At 28.2% G+C, this 21,769-nt stretch carries 23 protein-coding genes, 8 tRNA genes, 1 other RNA gene and 1 other annotated feature; of the genes, 28 read left to right on the plus strand and 4 right to left on the minus strand.

The features are described 5' to 3' along the window. The first annotated feature begins 23 nt into the window (after positions 1 to 23). The 13 genes from KM800_RS13035 to KM800_RS13095 all read left to right on the plus strand — a co-directional run bounded on the left by KM800_RS13035 (position 24) and on the right by KM800_RS13095 (position 9,309). Positions 24 to 100, plus strand: a tRNA-Ile gene (locus KM800_RS13035). A 3-nt stretch (positions 101 to 103) separates the two neighbouring features. Next, positions 104 to 179: transfer RNA gene (locus KM800_RS13040), tRNA-Ala, on the plus strand. 71 nt (positions 180 to 250) lie between these two features. Further along, positions 251 to 745, plus strand: coding sequence for an HD domain-containing protein (locus KM800_RS13045; protein WP_217813481.1), 495 nt, complete (start codon positions 251 to 253; stop codon positions 743 to 745). A 105-nt stretch (positions 746 to 850) separates the two neighbouring features. Next, positions 851 to 1,366: a transcription repressor NadR gene (locus KM800_RS13050; protein ID WP_217813482.1), complete on the plus strand. Its 516-nt coding sequence runs from the start codon at positions 851 to 853 to the stop codon at positions 1,364 to 1,366. A gap of 48 nt (positions 1,367 to 1,414) precedes the next feature. Continuing rightward, on the plus strand, positions 1,415 to 4,138 hold the full coding sequence (locus KM800_RS13055) for a UPF0182 family protein (protein WP_217813483.1): 2,724 nt from the start codon (positions 1,415 to 1,417) through the stop codon (positions 4,136 to 4,138). A gap of 135 nt (positions 4,139 to 4,273) precedes the next feature. After that, positions 4,274 to 5,668 (plus strand): NAD(P)/FAD-dependent oxidoreductase, encoded by a 1,395-nt coding sequence (locus KM800_RS13060; protein ID WP_217813484.1) that lies wholly within the window; start codon positions 4,274 to 4,276, stop codon positions 5,666 to 5,668. 23 nt (positions 5,669 to 5,691) lie between these two features. After that, positions 5,692 to 5,970, plus strand: coding sequence for a DUF1667 domain-containing protein (locus KM800_RS13065; RefSeq protein ID WP_217813485.1), 279 nt, complete (start codon positions 5,692 to 5,694; stop codon positions 5,968 to 5,970). Between the two features lie 51 nt (positions 5,971 to 6,021). Continuing rightward, positions 6,022 to 6,217, plus strand: a binding site (T-box leader). 49 nt (positions 6,218 to 6,266) lie between these two features. Next, positions 6,267 to 7,547, plus strand: coding sequence for a serine--tRNA ligase (gene serS / locus KM800_RS13070; protein WP_217813486.1), 1,281 nt, complete (start codon positions 6,267 to 6,269; stop codon positions 7,545 to 7,547). Positions 7,548 to 7,660: 113 nt separating this feature from the next. After that, positions 7,661 to 7,751, plus strand: a tRNA-Ser gene (locus KM800_RS13075). Positions 7,752 to 7,784: 33 nt separating this feature from the next. Beyond that, a tRNA-Ser gene (locus KM800_RS13080) sits at positions 7,785 to 7,875 on the plus strand. Between the two features lie 146 nt (positions 7,876 to 8,021). Then, positions 8,022 to 8,098 (plus strand) — tRNA-Arg (locus KM800_RS13085). 81 nt (positions 8,099 to 8,179) lie between these two features. Next, entirely contained in the window at positions 8,180 to 8,734 is a 555-nt protein-coding gene (locus tag KM800_RS13090) for a hypothetical protein (protein WP_217813487.1), read from the plus strand. A gap of 188 nt (positions 8,735 to 8,922) precedes the next feature. Next, on the plus strand, positions 8,923 to 9,309 hold the full coding sequence (locus KM800_RS13095) for a hypothetical protein (protein ID WP_217813488.1): 387 nt from the start codon (positions 8,923 to 8,925) through the stop codon (positions 9,307 to 9,309). 53 nt (positions 9,310 to 9,362) lie between these two features. On the opposite strand, the gene KM800_RS13100 is transcribed toward KM800_RS13095, so the two are convergent. Then, positions 9,363 to 9,854, minus strand: coding sequence for a hypothetical protein (locus KM800_RS13100; RefSeq protein ID WP_217813489.1), 492 nt, complete (start codon positions 9,852 to 9,854; stop codon positions 9,363 to 9,365). A gap of 90 nt (positions 9,855 to 9,944) precedes the next feature. After that, positions 9,945 to 10,838 carry a phosphatidylserine decarboxylase gene (locus tag KM800_RS13105; RefSeq protein ID WP_217813490.1) on the minus strand — a complete coding sequence of 298 codons (894 nt, stop codon included), beginning with the start codon at positions 10,836 to 10,838 and terminating at the stop codon, positions 9,945 to 9,947. Positions 10,839 to 11,009: 171 nt separating this feature from the next. Here KM800_RS13105 and KM800_RS13110 point away from each other — a divergent pair, with 171 nt between their 5' ends. Next, entirely contained in the window at positions 11,010 to 11,603 is a 594-nt protein-coding gene (locus KM800_RS13110; RefSeq protein WP_217813491.1) for a TetR/AcrR family transcriptional regulator, read from the plus strand. A 41-nt stretch (positions 11,604 to 11,644) separates the two neighbouring features. Here KM800_RS13110 and KM800_RS13115 read toward each other — a convergent pair whose 3' ends face one another. Both KM800_RS13115 and KM800_RS13120 read right to left on the minus strand, forming a co-directional pair. Further along, entirely contained in the window at positions 11,645 to 13,234 is a 1,590-nt protein-coding gene (locus KM800_RS13115; RefSeq protein ID WP_217813492.1) for an ABC1 kinase family protein, read from the minus strand. A 33-nt stretch (positions 13,235 to 13,267) separates the two neighbouring features. Next, the gene (locus KM800_RS13120; RefSeq protein WP_217813493.1) at positions 13,268 to 13,567 is read right to left on the minus strand and encodes a phasin family protein; all 300 of its coding nucleotides are present in this window, start codon (positions 13,565 to 13,567) and stop codon (positions 13,268 to 13,270) included. A gap of 175 nt (positions 13,568 to 13,742) precedes the next feature. Between KM800_RS13120 and KM800_RS13125 the strand changes: the two genes are divergently transcribed. The 14 genes from KM800_RS13125 to KM800_RS13190 all read left to right on the plus strand — a co-directional run bounded on the left by KM800_RS13125 (position 13,743) and on the right by KM800_RS13190 (position 21,754). Continuing rightward, positions 13,743 to 13,819, plus strand: a tRNA-Arg gene (locus KM800_RS13125). 165 nt (positions 13,820 to 13,984) lie between these two features. Continuing rightward, complete coding sequence (locus KM800_RS13130; protein ID WP_217813494.1) at positions 13,985 to 14,425, plus strand: nucleoside deaminase; 441 nt, start codon at positions 13,985 to 13,987, stop codon at positions 14,423 to 14,425. Between the two features lie 53 nt (positions 14,426 to 14,478). Then, positions 14,479 to 14,567, plus strand: a tRNA-Ser gene (locus KM800_RS13135). Between the two features lie 146 nt (positions 14,568 to 14,713). After that, a complete protein-coding gene (locus KM800_RS13140; RefSeq protein WP_217813495.1) occupies positions 14,714 to 15,922 on the plus strand; it encodes an MFS transporter in 1,209 nt (402 codons plus the stop codon). A 39-nt stretch (positions 15,923 to 15,961) separates the two neighbouring features. Continuing rightward, positions 15,962 to 16,306 carry a phenylpyruvate tautomerase MIF-related protein gene (locus KM800_RS13145; protein WP_217813496.1) on the plus strand — a complete coding sequence of 115 codons (345 nt, stop codon included), beginning with the start codon at positions 15,962 to 15,964 and terminating at the stop codon, positions 16,304 to 16,306. A 110-nt stretch (positions 16,307 to 16,416) separates the two neighbouring features. After that, positions 16,417 to 16,506, plus strand: a tRNA-Ser gene (locus tag KM800_RS13150). A gap of 11 nt (positions 16,507 to 16,517) precedes the next feature. Then, positions 16,518 to 16,782: signal recognition particle sRNA large type (gene ffs, locus KM800_RS13155), an RNA gene on the plus strand. 112 nt (positions 16,783 to 16,894) lie between these two features. Then, a complete protein-coding gene (gene dnaX, locus KM800_RS13160) occupies positions 16,895 to 18,526 on the plus strand; it encodes a DNA polymerase III subunit gamma/tau (RefSeq protein WP_217813497.1) in 1,632 nt (543 codons plus the stop codon). Positions 18,527 to 18,596: 70 nt separating this feature from the next. Then, positions 18,597 to 18,941: a YbaB/EbfC family nucleoid-associated protein gene (locus tag KM800_RS13165; RefSeq protein ID WP_217813498.1), complete on the plus strand. Its 345-nt coding sequence runs from the start codon at positions 18,597 to 18,599 to the stop codon at positions 18,939 to 18,941. Between the two features lie 48 nt (positions 18,942 to 18,989). Further along, entirely contained in the window at positions 18,990 to 19,586 is a 597-nt protein-coding gene (gene recR / locus KM800_RS13170) for a recombination mediator RecR (protein WP_217813499.1), read from the plus strand. A gap of 68 nt (positions 19,587 to 19,654) precedes the next feature. Continuing rightward, positions 19,655 to 19,942: a DUF2508 family protein gene (locus KM800_RS13175; RefSeq protein ID WP_217813500.1), complete on the plus strand. Its 288-nt coding sequence runs from the start codon at positions 19,655 to 19,657 to the stop codon at positions 19,940 to 19,942. A 108-nt stretch (positions 19,943 to 20,050) separates the two neighbouring features. After that, a complete protein-coding gene (locus KM800_RS13180) occupies positions 20,051 to 20,308 on the plus strand; it encodes a pro-sigmaK processing inhibitor BofA family protein (RefSeq protein ID WP_217813501.1) in 258 nt (85 codons plus the stop codon). Between the two features lie 69 nt (positions 20,309 to 20,377). After that, positions 20,378 to 21,070, plus strand: a complete 693-nt coding sequence (gene sfsA, locus KM800_RS13185; RefSeq protein WP_217813502.1) for a DNA/RNA nuclease SfsA — start codon at positions 20,378 to 20,380, stop codon at positions 21,068 to 21,070. Between the two features lie 165 nt (positions 21,071 to 21,235). Next, the gene (locus tag KM800_RS13190) at positions 21,236 to 21,754 is read left to right on the plus strand and encodes an NAD(+) diphosphatase (RefSeq protein ID WP_217813503.1); all 519 of its coding nucleotides are present in this window, start codon (positions 21,236 to 21,238) and stop codon (positions 21,752 to 21,754) included. Positions 21,755 to 21,769 lie beyond the last annotated feature (15 nt).

The raw sequence follows: 21,769 nt of genomic DNA on the forward strand, positions 1-21,769 counted from the left end.
GGTAGGTAGTTGCCAGGTAATTTGGATCTTTAGCTCAGTTGGTTAGAGCAACCGGCTCATAACCGGTTGGTCCGGGGTTCGAGTCCCTGAAGGTCCACCATATGGGGGTATAGCTCAGTTGGGAGAGCATCTGCCTTGCACGCAGAGGGTCAAGAGTTCGAATCTCTTTATCTCCACCAAAAAGCAATTAACTTTTTAAAGTTAATTGCTTTTTTGATATATGTAAAATTATATTTTAAGAGGTGCTTAAATGAAACTTTATAGAATAAAACAGTTTTATTGGAGTTTGTTTTCAAAAATAGATAAAGATGATAGGAAATTTGTAAAGTATATATTAAATGAAAGTGAATTAAAATTATTCTATAAATTATCAATTTCAGAACAAAAGCATTCAATAAGGGTAGCATATGATGTAAATAATATATGCAGTATTGAAAATATAAATCCAACAGTTCTTTTAAAGGCAGCTCTTTTACACGATATAGGTAAGATTTATAAGAGAATGAATATTATTGATAAATCTATATTGGTTTTATTAGATAAAATAACAAAAGGAAATATGAAAAATATGTGTAATTTTTCAAAAGTTAATGTGTATTACAATCATGCAAAATTGGGAAGTAAATTGTTAAATCAAATAAGTACTAATAAAAAGGTGATTTATTTAGTTGCTAATCATGATAATAGTAAAGTATGTGATAATAAAGAACTTAATATACTTAAAGAATGTGATAATAAAAACTAAATTTAGATTATAATTAATACCATAGCTTAAATGGTAAATGTATACATTAAATATTAGTTTTTATGATATAATTATATAGAAAGCTATAATTCAATGGAGGTATTTATGAATTCACAGGAAAGAAGAATAAATATAGAGAATATATTGAAAAATAGTGATAAACCCCAAAAAGGACATATTTTGGCGGAAAATCTTGGGGTGACAAGACAGATAATAGTTAAAGATATAGCTATTTTAAGGGCGGCAGGTAAAAATATAATGGCAACTCCAGAAGGATATCTAATTCCTAAAGTTGAAAAGAATGTAGTTAGGAATGTTATAGCAGTTTCTCATAAACCAGAAGATATGGAAAACGAGCTTAAAATTATAGTCAAATTTGGTGGAATTGTTGAAGATGTTATAATAGAGCATCCCATATATGGTGAAATTAAAGGAATGCTTATGCTTAAATCTTTATACGATATAGAGAATTTTATTTTAAAAGTTAAACAGACTAAATCTGAACTTCTTTCTGTATTGACTGATGGAGTACATTTACATACTGTTTCAGCTGAGAATACTTCTATAATAGAAAATATAAAGCAGGAACTAAAAAATCAAAATTATTTAATATATAACTAAAATTAGGGGATTAAATTATTTAATCCAAATTAAAAGAGGTGAATATAAATGAAGAGAAAGGGCACTCTAGGTTTAAGTGTTATTATCATAATTTTAGCAATAATTTTTCTGTTTTTAAACAGAATAGTAAACTTTGCAGTTAATGTTGAGTGGTTTAAAGAAATAGGCTATTCATCTGTTTATTTTACTAAAATTATAGCTGTTATAAAACTTATGGTACCAACTTTTATAATATGTTTTTTATGCATATGGTTTTATTATAAAAGTATTAGATTGAGTGTTATGAAGTATAGGAAAGTTATTGAAGTAGATAGTAAAAAAGAAAGTTTCCACAAGAAAATGGCAATTTTTTTAGCTATTATAGTGTCATTTTTAATATCATATGGATTTTCAACTATATATTGGTATAGAATCTTACAATTTAATAACTCTGTTTCATTTAACATAAAAGATCCAATATTACATTTAGACATATCTTTTTATGTATTTAAACTTCCACTTATACAATCTATATACAATGTTATTTTGAGTTTAGTTGTATTTCTAACCATTCTAACATTTATTGTATACATCATATTAAACTTAAAGGATAATTTTGTTTCAACAAAAGGTTTTAGAAACCAGTTTAATAAGATAAACTTTAAAAGTGGAATCACACGATTTGCAGGAAGACAATTAGCTATTTTATCAGCACTTATAATGTTATGTATTTCATTTGGATTTTTCCTTAAATCTGTGAATCTTGTATATAGCAATAGAGGAGTAACTTTTGGCGCGGGATATACAGATGTTCATGTAAGTTTTTTCTTATATAGAATTATTTGTGTTGTATCTGTAGTTGCAGCAGTTGTTATATTTATGAGTATAATTAAATCAAAAATGAAGCCTATTATAATATCAATAGTAGTAATTGCATGTTTAATTATTACAAATAATATTGCAGTTATTATTGTACAAAATTTTGTAGTTAAATCAAATCAGAAGACATTGGAACAGCCATATATAAAAAATAACATTGATTACACAAGAAAGGCATTTAATATTCAAAATATAGATGTAAAACCATTTGAAGTTAAAGATAATTTAACAATAAATGATGTTAAAAGTAATATGGATACTATTAATAATATAAGAGTGAACTCATATGAGCCAACACTTGAATTTTATAATCAAGTTCAGATTATAAGATATTACTATAATTTTAATGATGCTGACATAGACAGATATAACATAAATGGAAGATTAACTCAAGTTTTTTTAGGAGCAAGAGAGATAAATAGTGATTCTATAGATCCTGATACTTGGCAAAACAGACATCTTATTTATACTCATGGTTACGGATTAGTTATGAATAAAGTTAACTCTGTAACATCTGATGGTCAGCCTAACTTTGTAATAAAAGATATGCCTCCTCAAAATTCAACTAATATAAAGATAGATAATCCAAGAATATATTTTGGTGAGAGTACTAATGACTATGCTATTGTAAATACTAAATTAAATGAATTTGATTATCCTAAAGGAAGCGATAATGCTACTAATAAATACAAAGAAAATTCAGGAATAAACATGAATTTTTTTAATAAGATATTATTTTCACTATATCAGAAAAATGCTAATTTTATATTGTCAAGAGATATAGATAGCAGCAGTAAAATATTAATAAATAGAAATATAAAAGATAGGGTAAAAAAAATAGCCCCATTTCTCAATTATGATTCAGATCCATATGTAGTTATAAGTGGAGGTCAGTTATATTGGATATTGGATGGATATACTGTATCAGATAAATATCCTTATTCACAACCTCAAAGTAATGGTGTGAATTATATAAGAAATTCATTTAAGGTAGTAGTAAATGCATTAAATGGAGATACAAATTTTTATATAGTTGATAAAAATGATCCAATAGCAAAAAGTTATTCAAAAATATTTCCTGGGCTATTTAAAAATTTAGACACTCTTTCTCCAGATATTAGACAACATTTTAAATATCCAGAGGACCTATTTACAATTCAGAGCAATGTTATTGGAAAATATCATATTACTGACCCTGGTGTTTTCTACAATGGTGAAGATGTTTGGGAAGTTGCTAAAAATCAAAAGCAGGTTAACGGAGATAAAAGTTCTATGGAATCTCCTTATGTGGTAATGAAACTTCCTGGTGAGAAAAAGGAAGAAATGATGTTGATTCAATATTTGAATATGAAAAATAAAGATAATATGTCTGGCCTATTTGGAGCAAGAATGGATGGAAATAATTATGGAAAAATGGTATTATATAAATTTCCACCTGAGAAAACAGTATATAGTCCATATTTATTTAAGCAAAGATTAAACCAAGATCCAAATATATCTCAGGAGTTATCACTGTGGAATAAAGATGGATCAAAAGTTCAATATGGAGATACAATAATACTTCCAATAGACAATTCACTTCTTTATATTGAACCAGTTTATCTGCGAGCTAGTGGCAAGGATAGTATTCCTGAAATGAAGAGGGTAATAGTATCCTATGGAGATAAAATGATATTGTCTCAAAATATAGATACTGCAATGCAAGAACTATTTAACTATAATCAAAATGATAATTCTCAACCAGATTCTAATCAAAAAAATAGTAATGATTTAGATGATAGTAAATCTAAAATGCTACAGAATATAAAAGATTTATATAACAAAGCTATAGATGCACAAAAAAATGGTGATTGGTCAAAATATGGTGATTATATAAAGCAGCTTGGAGAAAATATAGATAAACTTAATAAATAATCTAAAAGTGAAAACTGCTGATAATTTTCGGCAGTTTTTAAATTTTTACAAATTATGAATAGAGTATATACTCTAATGGTAAAAAGGTAATATAATATAAGTGTTACAGGAATAAAAATAAAAGGAAGGTAAAGTATGGATTATGATGTACTTATATTAGGTGGTGGCATAGTAGGCTGTGCAGTTGCATATGAGCTTTCAAAATATAGTTTGAATATAGCCTTAATCGAGAAAGAATATGATATAGCAAATGATGTTGCACTTATAAATTCTTCAGTAGTTTATGATGGTGTTGAGTGTGAAACAACTTTATTGTCACGATTGGAGTCCATGGGAAATAGTATTATAAGAAATATTTCTTCTAAGTTTAATATAAATTTTAGTAAGAAAGGTTACCTTATACTTTCAGATAATGAAAGCAGTGAAGAAAAACTTAATAAACTATATAATAGAGCATTGGATAGAGGAATTAAAAATATATATCTTTTAAATGAAAAAGAGACTTTGAAAATTGAACCAAATCTTAATACTAAAGTTAGAAAATCCATATATTCTAAAAATATTGGTATTATATCACCTTATGATTTAGCAATTTCCTATGGTGAAATTGCATTTGACAATGGGGTGAATTTTAAGTTGGAAGAAGAGGTTTTAGATATACAATCTATGTCTAAAGGTTTTAAAGTCGTTACTAATAAAAATAAATTTACTTGCAGTGTAGTTCTAAATACTACTCCTAAAGAGGATTACAGTATTGATAATATAAATATGGCAAGTATTAAAAAAGGATATATAAATTATTTTCTCATAGAAAATATAGGCAATAGATATAATAATAACAGTGTAATATCTGCATTAGAAAAAAATAATGGTAGAATATATATAATCCCAACTGATAATAATGGACTGATGGTTGAAATAACTACAAATAGTAAGATAAGTTATGAAGAGGGACTTAAAATAATAAAAAAATATATTGGCGAAATAGATGAAAATAATATAAATATTTTTTATGAGTCTAGATATTATAATGATGATAATATTATAGATGATAGCTTGATTGATAAAGGATATATAAAAGTAATAGAAAAGCATAGAGGTCAAATTACTATGACACCTGCTATTTCAAAAATTGTATGTGAAACTATAGTAAATAATTTAAAATGTATACCAAAAAAAGATTTTATAGATAAAAGAAGAGAATTTTACAGATTTAAGGATATGACAAATGATAAAAGAAAAGAGATAATAAAATTAAATAAAAAATATGGAAAAATAGTATGTTACTGTGAAAAGGTAACTGAAGGTGAAATTATAGATGCTATAAGAAGACCACTCGGTGCACGTACTATAGAAGGCATAAAAAGAAGAACTGGAGCTACTTTTGGAAATTGTAGAGGAGCTCAGTGTCTTTATAAAGTAGCATCTATTTTATCTAGAGAGACAAATAAGAATATGAGTGATATAGTTAAAAATTCTAAAAATTCGAAAATAATACTAGGTAGAATAAAGGAATTTGATGAGATTTAATACTGGAGGAATAAGAATTATCTATGAATAATATTATTGATAAAAAATCAAAAAATTGGATAAAATATAATAGATATGATATATTTACTAGCATTGTAAGAATAGAAGGAGCTAATTGCAATGTTATTCCTGTAAAAAGCAGTAAACCAATAGATAAAAAATTATGGATAGAGTGCTCAAAAGCACTAAGCAGGTTGCATGTAAGAGCACCTATATTTATAGGTGATGCAATTTGTACTAATATACTTAATACAAAGGTTGATATAATTGCTACCAAGACTATAGATAGGCTTAATGAATAATTTTTGGTTGACATAAAAATATGTTTAATATATAATGAAAGCAAAAATTAAAAGTAACTTATGATGAGTTTAGTAGTAATATAGCAATTTTAAGAGAATCGATGTTTTGGTGAAAATCGATATTGTTTTATTATGAATCCAACTCTGAAGTAGCTATTAAATTAGTTCGGTATAACCGTTATATTTTTAAGAGAACCAATTCTAGTTGGTTAATTAGGGTGGCAACGCGGAGTTTTTCGTCCCTTTACAGGGAGATAAACTCTTTTTTTGTGGCATAAAACTAAGGAGGTCTATATATGTTAGATTTAAAGAAAATAAGAAATAATCCAGAAGAAATTAAAAAACTTCTATCAAATAGAGGAGAAGATTTTGACTTATCCAGTATAGATGAGGTTTTAGATTTAGATGAAGAAAGAAGAAATATTTTAGTTAAAGTTGAGGAGTTAAAGAAAAATAGAAATGAATCTTCATCTAAAATAGCTAAAATGAAAAAGTCGGGGGAAAGTGCCGATGAAGTATTGGCTGAAATGAAAAAGTTATCTAGTGAGATAAAGGAATATGATGTTAAACTTTCAAGTATTGATGATAAGATTCAATACATAATGCTTAGAATACCTAATATTCCCAATTCACAAGTTCCAGATGGTAAAAGTGATGCAGATAATGTAGAGATAAGAAGATGGTCTGATCCTACTAAATTTGATTTTGAACCAAAAGCTCATTGGGACATAGGTACAGATTTAAATATATTGGATTTTGAAAGAGCTGGTAAAGTATCTGGTTCGAGATTTACTTTTTATAAAGGTTTGGGATCTAGACTTGAAAGATCTATTATAAGTTATTTTTTGGATGTTCATACTGAAAAGCATGGATATACAGAGATGATGCCGCCTTACATGGTTAATAGGGATAGTATGACAGGAACAGGTCAGCTTCCAAAGTTTGAAGAAGATGCTTTTAGGATTTCAAACAATGACTTTTTTTTGATACCTACTGCTGAAGTACCAGTAACTAATTTTTATAGAAATGAGACTTTAAAAGGAGAAGATTTGCCTATAAAGTACGCTGCATATAGTGCATGTTTTAGATCAGAGGCAGGGTCTGCAGGAAGAGATACCAGAGGTCTTGTAAGACAACATCAGTTTAACAAGGTTGAGCTTGTTAAATTTGTTAAACCAGAGCAATCTTATGATGAACTAGAAAAACTTACAAGAGATGCAGAAGATGTTTTAAGAGGATTGAAGTTGCCATATAGAGTAGTTAGAATATGTAAAGGTGACTTAGGTTTTACTGCAGCTCTTAAATATGATATAGAAGTTTGGATGCCAAGTTATAATAGATATGTGGAAATATCAAGCTGTAGTAATTTTGAGGATTTCCAGGCAAGACGTGCGAATATAAAATATAAAGAAACTCCAAAAGATAAACCAAAATATATTCATACTTTGAATGGATCCGGTGTTGCCATAGGAAGAACTGTAGCTGCCATACTTGAAAATTATCAAAGAGAAGATGGAACTGTTGAAATACCAGAAGTACTTAGACCTTATATGGGTAATAGGGAAACAATAAGTTAGATATATTAAAAGTTTAAAATGCAGAATTGCTTTTTAAACTTTTTTTATTATTATATAGAAAAATATTGACTTTTATAATTGATGATGATACAATAATATCTGTTAGCGGTCTTGGAAAGATGGTCGAGTTGGTTTAAGGCACCGGTCTTGAAAACCGGCGTACGGGTGACCGTACCAAGGGTTCGAATCCCTTTCTTTCCGCCATTTTTTAATTTTAAATTATAATTTGTAGGGCATGGAGAAATACTCAAGTGGCCGAAGAGGCGCCCCTGCTAAGGGCGTAGGTCGGGTAACCGGCGCGAGGGTTCAAATCCCTCTTTCTCCGCCAATTTTATTGAAGATCATTATATAAAACAATATAATGATCTTTTTATATGAAATTTAAACTAAAGTTATCTAATTTATTTGACTACACAATTTAGATATAATATAATATTAAATAGGGTATTTATTAAATACTTTAAAATTTATTATGCGCTAGTAGCTCAGTTGGATAGAGCAGTTGGCTACGAACCAGCGTGCCGGGGGTTCGAATCCTCTCTGGCGCACCAATAGCGAGGCTTTCACTTGTATGTGAGAGCTTTTTATTTTATTTTTATATAAGGGCTAGTTTAAAATTGGAGGTATACTAATTGAAAATAGAAAATGTAAAGGTATATGATTTAGAAGAAAGTATAAAAGCAAGTAAGTACCCTATGGCAATAAGTACTGATAAATGTAATTTTGATGTTACAGATACAGTTAAAAGATTAGCCAAATCTCCTAAAGGAGAGGCACATGATCAATTTTTATCAGGTATAAGAGTAGCGTTTGATTTAACTTTTTCAAATAAGGCATGGATCGAATTAGAGAGATATAGGTTTATTACTTTTGTTAGCAGTCAATCTACTATGCATAGAATATCCAAATTTGATTTATCACAACAATATAATGAATATGTAGATAAAAGGATTATTTCTATTATGAATGAACTTAAGGACCAATATAATAAAACTCAGGATATGGAAGATTATTTAAAGTTACTATATTCTAATCCATCAGGATTTGAATTAACGGCAAGGTTAACAACTAATTATAGATGTTTAAAAGGTGTATATAGTCAAAGAAAGAACCACAGATTGCCTGAATGGAGAAAATTTTGCAATTGGATAGAAACACTACCATATGCAAGTGAATTGATAATTTAGTTAGAAAGAAGAGATATTAATTTTATCTCTTCTTTTATTTTAGAGGATTTTTTAAATATTTGTAGAATTATCTATTTAAGAATATTAAAATTTAGTGGTAGATAATTTTTATATACATATAGTATCTATATAAAGATTTTTATTATTTTGTGTGAAAAGGATTTCAAAAATAAAAGGGGTGTGGTTTTATGAAGGGAGAAAAATATAACTTTGATGATATTAAAGAACTCAAGAATGGTACTAAAGTTTGGGTAGAACAGGAACATAAAAATTCTGATCTATTCATTATAAAAAAAGTTCAGTATGGAATCAGTATTAGTATTTATAAAGAGCCAGCCGATTTGATTAGCTTTTTCTTACACTATAAGAAATTAGAAGTAAAAATGAATAACGATGATATGAAAATATATGAATGGTTATCTTATGAAGAATATATGGTTAATAAAATAAGAAATTTAAGAAACAGTATAGAAGTTTCATTAATGCTAGGAAATAGAAAAGAATTTCTTACGTTAACTACAAAATATAATAAATTATTAAACAAGATTGAAGAAAAAAAATTAGGTAGTTATTAAAAAGTACAGTAGAGAATATTTGAAAATATATCCTCTACTGCATACATATATAATTATGATTTAACTTCATAATAAGCTGATTTATGTGTAAGAACTTTATCAGTTGTCTTATTATTATTAAATTGCACAATGTCAATTCTATGTTTACCTTGTTTAAGGGCACTATCTTTAATATCTATATTGGATTTACTATTTGATAGCTGTTGTTTAGTATTTAAAATGCCATCTACAAATATATAACTTGAGTTTTTAGCACTAAAATCAGTTGTATTTAATTGAATACGTTCAACTGTATCATTATTTTTTTTATTGACAATAGGTGCAGCTCCATTTTTAGATGTACCAGATGCAGTAGATATGTAAAAAGTTCCAGTACCCATATCAGCATTTAAGTTCTTTGGTATTGTTAGTACATCATTTTTTGCTTGCTGAGGTGCATTTTGTACTTTATCTTTCACTTTGTTAGCATTTTGATTAGTTCCACAACCAACTAAATTTAGAGTAACTAATAACGCTGTTATAATTAGCGAAAATTTCTTTTTCATTTATATCTCTCCTTTAAATTAAAATACTTAATATATTTTTATTATGCTTATTTTTAAGAATAATATTAATCTATTTTAAATATTTTAATATTAAAGTTTGTATTTAGCACCTATTTTTTCTCCCATTATGACTTTTGTTTCATAGCCTATCCTTGTCTGATCAATTATATCTTTGTCAATTGTGATCTTATCTTTTTCAAAGAATAATATTATAGTAGAACCTCCAAATTTAAAATATCCTTTTTCATGTCCTTTATATACCTTATGTTTAGGAGTATATGTTTGAACTATAGATCCTACACATGTTGCACCTACTTCTATATAGAGGATATCTCCAAAATTTTCAGAATTAAGTGTGCTCCATTGTCTTTCATTTTTACAAAATACTTTTGGAATTTTTTTTAATGATATTGGATTTACTGAATAATAATCTCCTTTAATTCTATGTGAAATACTACAAGTTCCATTGTCTATAAAATGAAATCTATGATAATCTATGGGAGCTAATCTAAGTATAATCAAATTTCCAGATTTAAATTTTTCTGCAATGCTTTTATTTTCAATTAAATCATATAGATTGTATGTATATCCTTTTACTTGAATAAGTTTATTTAAATCTATATTTGAATAAGCTAGAACTCTTCCATCTCCAGGTGAAATTAATATATTGCTGTTTTTATCAGTTGGTCTTGCAGACTTTTTTAGTTTTCTTGTGAAGAAATCATTAAAACTTTTAAAATCATATATATTATCTATTGATTCTTCCATATTAATATTAAAATCTTTAATAAAGGTATATATTTTTTTCTTGCTTAAACTAGTATTACAAAAACATCCATATAATTTAGAGAAAACTTTTTTTTTCACTATTAATTCTAAAAATTTCATTCCTATAGGTGAAGAATAAATCCATTTTAAGTATTTATCTCCTGCAATATGTTCTATTTCATATTTTTTCGATTTTCTGTTATAGTATTTGATCATCTTAATTAGCTCCTTAATATATATTTTCATGTATATTTATTATAATTTTGATATTGATCATGGTCAATTTATTTATAGTAGTAGATTTTAAGTATTATTTATACTAAAATTATATATGACATAATTATTATAAATTAATATGATATATATTAAAAACCTGGGGTGATATATATGAATAATACTAAAATGGCTATTTTTGAATCTGCTATAAAGATTTTTTCAAAGTATGGATATGATGGTGCTACCATGGATGCAATAGCAGCTGATACTGGAGTTGCGAAAGGAACATTATATTATCATTTTAGAAGTAAAGAAGAAATATTTAAATATATAATATCACAAGGAATGAATATTATAAAAAAAGAAATAGAAGATATGGCAAATACTAAACAAGATGCATTATCCAAATTGAAAGTATTATGTAAAATACAATTAGGATTGGTATATGAAAAAAAAGATTTTTTTAAGGTAATAATGAGTCAGCTTTGGGGTCAAGAAAGTAGACAATTAGAATTAAGAGAGTCTATAAATAAATATATTATGTACATACAGAAGTATTTGGAAGATTCTATAGATGAAGGAAGCATAAAAAAAGATAATACTTATTATATGGCATATGCTTTATTTGGTTCTATATGTTCAGCTGCTGTATATGAACTAATAAATCAGGATAATGAAAACGTAAATAAAGATAAAAAAAATTATAATCATATGATTGATAATATTATAGAATATATTTTAAGTGGAATACAAATTAAAATATAAGTATTAGAAAATGCTGATAATATTTTATCAGCATTTTAGTATCAAATTTTATCAAATTTGATTATTGATATTATAAGTATTAAACTTATAAATAATGAGATAAACATTCCTATACATCCTAATAGTGATATATTATAAATTTTAGGTCCTATATTTGAATTTAAAATTAGTGAAGAACTTATTAGCATGGAACATGATATTAAGGCTATAGAAAGTCTATTTGTCATTTTATTTAATTGTTTTATAGAATTCTCAATTTTATTGAATTTCAACTGAATTTTAGCTCTTCCATTCAGCATTCCATCAATTAATTCAATAAATTTTGTAGGTAACTTTATTGAATTTTTTGTAAAGTTGTAGGAGTTCATTAAAATATCATCTAAATTTATACTATCTAGCAGATAAGTTTTGCTACTGTTTTTTACAAATGGAACAGCAATATCCAAAATTTGAATTTGAGGCGATATTTCTGTCACTAGACCTTCTACTATAATTAAACTTTTTACTAGAAGAATAAAATCTTTAGGTAATGTTATATTATTGTTTTTGGCACAATTAAAAATTTCTCCTATTAAAACAGAAATTTTTATATTTTCTAAAGATGCTTCAAGATAGTTTGAAAGCAAGTTATCTACATCTTCATATAATTGATTTTTGTCCACAAGACCTTTCTTAATGCCTATAGACATAATTACTGATATAAGCTTATCCAAATCTTTATAAACTATGGAAATGATTATTTCATTTAATGATAATTTTAATGAAGATGATATATTTCCCATCATACCGAAATCTATAAAGCATATTTTATTTTTTTGTATAAGTAAATTTCCTGGATGAGGATCTGCATGAAAAAAACCATCTGTAAAAACTTGTTTAAAAAAGGATATTGCAAGTTTTTTTCCTAAGTCGTCTAAGTCATAATTGTATAATCTTAATTTTTTTAAATCATTTATTTTGAAACCGTGAATTTTTTCCATAGTTATTACTTTGTTTTTGGATAATTCTTTTATTATATAAGGTACATGGCAAAAAGCTACATTTCTATTTAGAAATTTAAATTTTATCATATTTTTTGCTTCTAAATTAAAATCAAGTTCCTGGGTTGTAGAGAATTTTAATTCATCCAATGCTTCCTCTGGATCAACTATTGAATTTTTAAATTTATTTTTTGCAAGCTTTACTATTTTATATAGTATGGATATATCAGTATCCATTTTTTGTTTAATATATGGTCTTTGAATTTTTACAACTACATCTCTTCCATCTTTTAAAGTAGCACTGTAAACTTGAGCAACAGATGCAGATGCAAAAGGTGTTTTCTCAAAATGTAAAAAACAGTCTTCTATATTTTTGTTAAAATCACTAAAAAATACTTTATTTATATCATCAAATTTTTCAGGTGGTACATCATCTTGGAGTTTTGAGAGTTCTTTAACGTATTGTACAGGTAATATATCTGGTCTTGAACTTAGAATCTGTCCTATTTTAATAAAAGTAGGACCTAATTCTTCAAAAGCCTTTCTTAAATTTTCAGGGGAGTGTTTTCCTCTGTTTCGTATAAATTTAAAACCATATTTACCTAGTACTTTTATAATTTCTCTAAAGCGTGTGGATGAATTCTTTGGCATTTTATAATAGAATAACTAAAGTCTAAAATGACTTTAGTTATTCTTTATCTTTTCTTCTAGTTTAGTTAGTCTCTCATTTATAGATGATATATCTTCTTTTGAAGCAAAATTTGAATTATTTAATGTAGAAATAAGCTCATCCTTAGTCAAAGGTTTCATTTGATTTTTTTTGTTTATTACATTTCTCTTTAACTCTTCAGTTAATTGCTTACCTTCATCTACTGTGATTTTACCCTTTTGAACCATCTCGTCAATTAATTTTGAAGCCTTTTCGTAGGTGTAGGCAGCTGATCCAATACTTGCTAGAAATAGTTTTTTTAATTCACTAATCATAGTATATACCTCCTAAAATTTTTATTTAGTTATATTTTAATTTTGTCCAATTAGTTATGATTTTACACAATACCTAATTATATTATTATGCATGTATAAATTATGTATATGTTAATGGAATAAAAAAATTGACAATACTAATAATCTGTAATAAAATATTAAGGTAAAGCAATGTGTACTCGTAGCTCAGTAGGATAGAGCAGTGGTTTCCTAAACCACGGGCCGGAGGTTCGACTCCTCTCGAGTACACCATAAATAGTATTTTAAGAAGTATGACATTAAGTATTTTAATTCCTGTAAATATATTTGCAGGAATTTTTATATAGAAATAAAATTTATCTTGTAATCTAATTTTAAATGAAAACCTTATAAGTTTCAATACATATAGTTAAATTATATTACAATATGGAGATAAAAATGGATTTTATGCAGGAAGCTATAAAAGAGGCAAATTGTGCATTAGAGTTAAATGAAGTTCCTGTAGGAGTAGTAATTGTAAAAGATAATAAAATATTGGCAAGAGCACATAATTTGAAAGAGAGTAAAAAAGATGTTACCTGCCACGCTGAGATGCTGGCAATAAGACAGGCTTCAAAGATGATTGACAATTGGAGACTTTCAGGATGTAGCATGTATGTTACTCTTGAGCCATGTCCCATGTGTGCAGGAGCTATAATTCAGAGCAGGATAAGTAGTCTTTATATAGGAACATTTAATATGTCTTGTGGTGCATGCGGTTCTGTTTTAAATTTAATTCAGAATCCAAATTTAAATAGTTTTGTGAATGTAAAATGGCTTTATAACGATATATGCAGTAATATTTTAGAAGAATTTTTCAAACTAAAAAGATCAAATTAAATAATTAGTTTGATTTATTTAATTTGATTCTGTATAATATTAATGTGAATCTTGGAGACGTATCGAAGTGGTCGTAACGAGCTTGACTCGAAATCAAGTTGTCCGCAAGGGCACGTGGGTTCGAATCCCACCGTCTCCGCCAGTATTGGAGCTATCAGCTTAATGGTTGATAGCTCTTACCTTTTTATTGTTTAAATAAGCAAGGTATCAATGCTTGTTATTCATGATGGAAAGTTATAAAATATGATTTATGAGTGAAATTTAGAAAGTCAAGTTCGGAGTGGTTTTATGAATTACATAAAGAAAGGTACAAAAGAATTCCGTAATGTTAATATGGCATTATTTGCAGGAGGATTTGATACATTTGCGATTTTATATAGTACTCAGCCCATAATGCCTAATTTATCTAAAGAATTTCATATTTCACCTACAGTTGCAAGTTTATCTCTTTCATGTACTACTATTGCTCTAGCATTTAGTATGCTTGTTTTTGGATCTTTATCTGAAGTTTTTGGAAGAAAGAAAGTTATGAGTTTTTCACTTATGTCAGCATCTATACTTGTAATATTAACTGCATTTGTGCCTGGATTTCATTATCTTTTAATTTTCAGAATACTTCAAGGTCTTGTGTTAGCGGGATTACCAGCAGTTGCAATGGCCTATATAGGAGAAGAAATTGATCCGAAAAGTCTGGGTGTAGCTATGGGATTATATATTAGTGGAAATTCCATAGGTGGAATGAGTGGGCGTATTATTATAGGAACTCTTACTGATTTTTTTGGATGGAGAGTTGCATTATGCGCAATAGGTATACTTAGTGCAGCGGCAAGTGTTTTATTTTGGAACAAGCTTCCAAAATCACAGCATTTTGTTGCACGTAAGATGGAAATAGGAAAGTTATTAAAATCAATGTTGAACCATCTTAAAAATCCTAGATTACTTTGTCTATACGTTATTGGGTTCTTAATTATGGGAAGTTTTGTTTCGTTGTATAATTTTATAGGATATCAGTTAATTGCACCACCGTATTTGCTTAGTCCAACTTTAGTTAGTTTTATATTTATAATTTATATTATAGGTACCTTTAGTTCTACTTGGTCAGGTAAATTAGCAGATAGAAGGGGACACTCTAAAGTACTTTGGATTATAGTTTTAGTTATGGCTGTAGGAGCAATTATTACATTAAATGTAAACTTAGCCCTAAAAATAATCGGAATTTGTATATTTACGTTTGGATTTTTTGGAAGTCATTCAATTGTGAGCAGTTGGATAGGAAAAATTGCAAATCACGATAAGGCACAGGCATCATCACTTTATCTATTTTTTTATTATGTAGGTTCAAGTATAGGAGGTACTACAGGAGGTACTTTCTGGTCTAAATATGGGTGGCCAGGTGTAATAGGTATGATTTCATGTTTCCTTATAGTAGGAATACTTTTTTCACTTCATGTTGCCTTGATTACTAAAGCTAAGAATAAAGTTCTAGATAGGTTTTGATGATTAAATATATTAAATTTAATGTTGGAGGAGATAATTATGCCATATATTCAGACAAAGGTTAATGTGGAAATTACCAAGGATAAAGAAAAAAACATAAAGCAAAAACTTGGAAAGGCTATCGAACTTATTCCAGGAAAATCCGAAAAATGGCTTATGCTTTCTTTTCAGGATAATGCAAATCTTTATTTTAAAGGAAATAATGAGGAATCAATTGCCTTCATTGAAGTAAAAATATTTGGAAAAGCAGACAATAAGGAATACAATAGTTTGACAAAGGAAATTACCAATATCTTTAGTCAGGAGTTAAATATAAAACCTTCGCAAATATATATAAAATATGAAGAAGTGGAACATTGGGGATGGAATGGAAGTAATTTTTAAAAAAATTTTTTATAAACTCTTGAAATATTACTATGTCTCTAGTATAATATTGATTGTTCGTGTTATGTGTATAGATAAATTAAATATATTATTTCATGAGTAAATGCCTTGGAGAGATGTCCGAGTGGTTTAAGGAGCACGCCTGGAAAGCGTGTGTAGGGGAAACTCTACCGGGGGTTCGAATCCCCCTCTCTCCGCCATTTTAACTTTGTCGTGCTAGATGGGGAGTTAGCGGTGCCCTGTACCTGCAATCCGCTATAGCAGGATTGAATTCCTTGCTTAGGCTGTAAGCTGTTGGGTCTGGCCCATACAAGTGACGTTGATAGCCGGGTCCCACGCAACGGAAACTCATGAACTCCGTCAGGTCCGGAAGGAAGCAGCGGTAAGTGATACTTTTCGTGTGCCGTGGAAAAACCTAGTTTGAGTTAACTATATGGGTAACGCTTATAGTTTATTAGACGAGGCAAGGTGCACGACTTTAATGATAAAGATTTTAAGATGCCTTAGGGTGTCTTTTTTGTTATATTTAAAAGCCTATATTAACTCTTTGAATTATATAGGTTATAATATATAAAAGAAGGTGATATTATGGCTTATAAGGCACTTTATAGAGAATGGAGACCTAAAACATTTAAAGATGTAGTTGGTCAGGAACATATAACTGTAACGTTAAAAAATCAAATACTCAATAATAGGATAGCACATGCATATTTATTTTCAGGTACCAGGGGAACGGGAAAAACATCCACTGCAAAAATTTTAGCAAAAGCTGTAAATTGTATGGATTTAAAAGATGGTGAACCTTGTAATGAATGCGAAATGTGCAGGAAAATAAATTCTGGTACTGCCATTGATGTCATTGAAATGGATGCAGCATCAAAGAGGCGACTGGAAGACATAAAAGATGTAATAGAAAATGTCAAATACCCACCTCAAGAAGGAAAATATAAGGTATATATAATGGATGAGGTTCACATGCTGACTCAGGAAGCAGTCAATGCATTCTTGAAAACACTTGAAGAGCCACCTAAAAATGTCATATTCATACTTGCAACTACAGATCCTCAAAAATTACCTTCTACTATATTATCGAGATGTCAAAAGTTTGATTTCAGAAGAATAAAGAGTATAGATATATTTAAAAGACTTAGATATATCGTAGATAATAAGGGTGTATTTTCAGATGATAAAAGTATTAATTTAATATCCAGAATGTGTGATGGGGCTATGAGAGATGCTCTTAGTATACTGGATCAGGCAATATCCATGGGAGATGGAAAAGTCGAATATAAAAATGTAATTGATATGCTTGGTTTAGTTACAAATGAAAATTTATTGAAACTTACAGATAGTATAATAGAAAAAGATATAGAAAATTCCATGAAAGTAATTGATGATATAGTTTTAAGTGGAAAGGATATCTATAATTTTGTAAGAGATATGATAATTCATTTTAGAAATCTTTTAATGGTAAAGGTATCTCAGAATCCTGAAGAAGTTTTGGATATGTCAGATGAAAATATAAAGCTCATAAAGGAACAATCTCAGCGTATAAGAGTAGAGGAAATAATGAGGCATATAAGAATACTTCAAGATGCAGAAGAACAGTCTAAATGGACTAAACAGAGTAGAATATATCTTGAACTTTCAGTTATAAAAATGTGCAAAGTAGAGTATGATACGTCAAAGGAAATTATATTGTCACGATTAAATAAACTTGAAGAAAGTATAAAGCAAGGTAAGATTAAAATAACCAAACAAATTGACAATCCTAAAACTAAAGAGTTGAATAATATAAATCATGATACTAAAAAGACAATACAAAAAAAAGACAATATAAAAGTTCAAGAAATAGTACAAGAAAATACTTATTCAAATATGACGCTTGATATAGTAAAGAAAAACTGGAAAGATATACTAGAATCTTTTAAAAGCAAACATCAAATGGTCCTATTTGCAGCACTTACTACAGGGGAAGTTGAAAATTGCAAAAATGGTATTATCACTATAGCCTATAATAAGAATTATGCATTTCATAAGCAGAGACTTGAAAAACCTGAAAATCAAAAAATAGTTGAATCAATATTTTCAGATGTATTAAAGGAAAGAGTTGGTGTTAATTATATAATAGATACTGGGGAAGATGAAATTTCAGAGTCCAAAGAACAAATATTAAAAGATACTTTTGGAGAAGATATGGTAGAAATACTTGATGAATGATAAACTATAAAAATACTTAAAAAATATGATATAATTATAATCAACAATAGTTAATTGAGGAGGAAATTGTATGGCAAGAGGCGGAATCCCTAACTTTGGTGGAGGGGGAAATATGAATAACTTAATGAAACAGGCTCAAAAGATGCAAAAGCAAATGCAGGATATGCAGGAAGAGCTGACAAACAAGGAATTTTCAGCTACAGTTGGTGGTGGTGCAGTAACTGCAACCGTAACTGGTAAAAAGGAAATAAAAAGTATAAAGATAAAGCCTGAAGTAGTTGACCCAGAAGATATTGAAATGTTAGAAGATCTTATTCTTACTGCATGTAATCAAGCATTGAAAAATGCAGATGAAAAATCTGCAGAGGATATGAAAAAATTAACAGGTGGACTTAATATTCCAGGAATGTTTTAAAATTAACCCCGTCTTATTAAGATGGGGTTTTAAATTGAGGTGATATAAATGGATTTTTATCCAGTTGCTATAGAAAAGTTGATAGAGGAATTTGCGAAGCTTCCTGGCATAGGTTATAAAACTGCACAGAGACTTACACTTTATACGTTGAATTTACCTGGTGATGAAGTCAGGGAATTTGCAGAAGCTCTTATTAAGGCAAGAGGTACTATAAGATACTGTTCGGTGTGTGGAAATTTTACTGATTCAGATCCTTGTGCCATATGTTCAAATCCCAATAGGGACAAAAGTACGATTTGTGTAGTTGAACAACCCAAAGATATAATGGCAATGGAAAAGATAAGGGAGTATAATGGTGTCTATCATGTACTTCATGGGAATATTTCGCCTATGGCTGGAAGAGGCCCTGAAGACATAAAACTTAGAGAACTTATAAAGAGAATGAATGGAGATATAAATGAAGTTATAGTTGCAACCAATCCTAATGTTGAAGGTGAGGCTACGGCAATGTATATCTCTAAAATATTAAAACCTCTTGGTGTAAAGGTAACAAGAATAGCTCATGGAATACCAGTGGGAGGAGATTTGGAATATACGGATGAAGTAACTCTTTCAAAGGCATTGGAAGGTAGAACGGAGCTATAACCTTTTTTGTATATTTTTCCTAATTTGTGTCAAAAATCTATGTAAGGACTATAATTAGGAGGAATTTTATGAATAAGAAAAGTATAGTGAGAATTTTACTTATGAGAAATTCTAAGTATACAAAACAGCAGAAAAAATTATTAAGAGATATAGAAGATGCAAGGCAGGAAATAGAAAGATGCGGAATTTATTTTAATACTGTAAAAGATTCACATCTTATAGATTATGCCATACACATGGAAGAAGCAGCGAAGTCAAAATATATGTATTTGTTAAGTGAAGCTAAAAAGAACGGAATTAAAATTAAAGTTGAAAATATGTTTGAAAATTTTGGACCGATTAAAAGGTATTCTTAAAAAAAAGTTAACATACTCATTTTGTATTAATAGTTTTTTATTGATAGAATATAAATTAATATAGAGGGATTATTTAGATTTACGATATTGATACTAGGAGATGAGTATATGTTCGAGTATATAGGATATTTTTTAATTGCTATCTTGGGATTATATATATTAGTCAAGGTATTCTCCTGGCCTATAAAAATACTTATTAAATTAATCGGAAACGCCATTTTAGGAGCTGTTCTATTAATAATAGTAAATTTTGTAGGTCAATATTTTGGACTACATATAGGAATAAATGCTATTACTTCTTTTATTGCAGGTTTTTTTGGAATACCAGGAGTTGTTTTCCTTGTAATATTCAAGTTATTTTTTTAAAAAATAGATTTTTAATATTAAGAATATGTAAATAATAATATTCTTAAAGAATATTATGGGGATGATAAAATGATTTTTGATAAAAAAATAATAAAAGCTGTGTTTATAAGAAGGCCTAACAGATTTGAAGCATATGTGGATATAAATGGACAGAAAATTCTAGTCCATGTTCCAAATACAGGAAGATGCAGCGAGATTTTAATTCCAAATGTTCAAGTATTATTAAGGGAGGAAAATAATCCTAGACGAAAGACTCAATATGATTTAATAGCGGCTTATAAGAATGACAAACTTATAAATATAGATTCTCAGATACCTAATAAAGTTGTATATGAAGCTTTAAGTAAAGGAAAGATAAATTATTTAAAAGAATATAATAAAATTGAAACAGAGAAAACTTTTGGAAACAGCAGATTCGATTTTAAACTTTCAAATTTTAAAAATCAAGAATATTATCTTGAAGTAAAAGGGGTTACACTTGAACATGATGAAGTAACTAGTTTTCCGGATGCTCCTACAGAAAGAGGTAAAAAACACTTAATGGAACTTATAGAAGTAAAGAAATCTGGAAGGAAAGCTGGTATTTTATTTTTAATTCAAATGCAGGATGTTAAATATTTTACACCCTATGATGAAATGGATGAAGAATTTGGGCAAGCACTTAGATATGCTCAAAGAGAAGGTGTATGTGTAAGTGCATATAATTGTAATGTAGGAGAAAGTTTTATTGAATTAGACAGAGAAATACAGATTAAACTTTAGAATTTATATAGAATATAAACTTTATGTTTGAAAAATATTACATATAAACTTATAATATAATCAAATACTATATTTAGAAAATCAGAAGTATAAACCATGTAAAAATAGATTATTGAAAAATTAATATAAGGGGGTGTAATCTGCTTTATTAAAGCGGTATAATTTATGAAATTTAATTATTGTCCTATATGTGGAGGAAAATTAGAAGAAAGATACAGTTGGGATGAAGGAGGAGTACCATATTGTCCTAAAGATGATATATTCTTTTTTGATACGCCCAAACCTTGTATTATTGTGGCGGTAATAAAAGGTGACGATATTTTATTGCTTAAACAAAGCTATATATATAAAAATTCAAAGGTATTGCTATCTGGATATGTAACCAATGGTGAGACTGTAGAGGAAACTGTTCATAGAGAGGTACTTGAAGAATCTGGACTTAAGGTAAAAGATCTTAAGTATTTAGGAAGTCAATATGTAAGTAATAAAGAGATAATTATGCTTACTTTTATGGCTAAATATGATGGTGGCAAGATAACAAAATCTTCAGAAGTAGAATTTGTAAATTGGTCCAAACTAGAAAATGCCATCTGTGAAATGAGTGAAGATGTGGTTGGTAAAAAAATAGTTAAAAGAGTTTTAAACGAGTTGGGATATGAACAGGAAAGTTGTAAAAGAAAGTAGGTAAGATAAATTTAA

It is taken from the genome of Clostridium tyrobutyricum (assembly GCF_019144085.1).
Classification (GTDB): domain Bacteria; phylum Bacillota; class Clostridia; order Clostridiales; family Clostridiaceae; genus Clostridium_B; species Clostridium_B tyrobutyricum_A.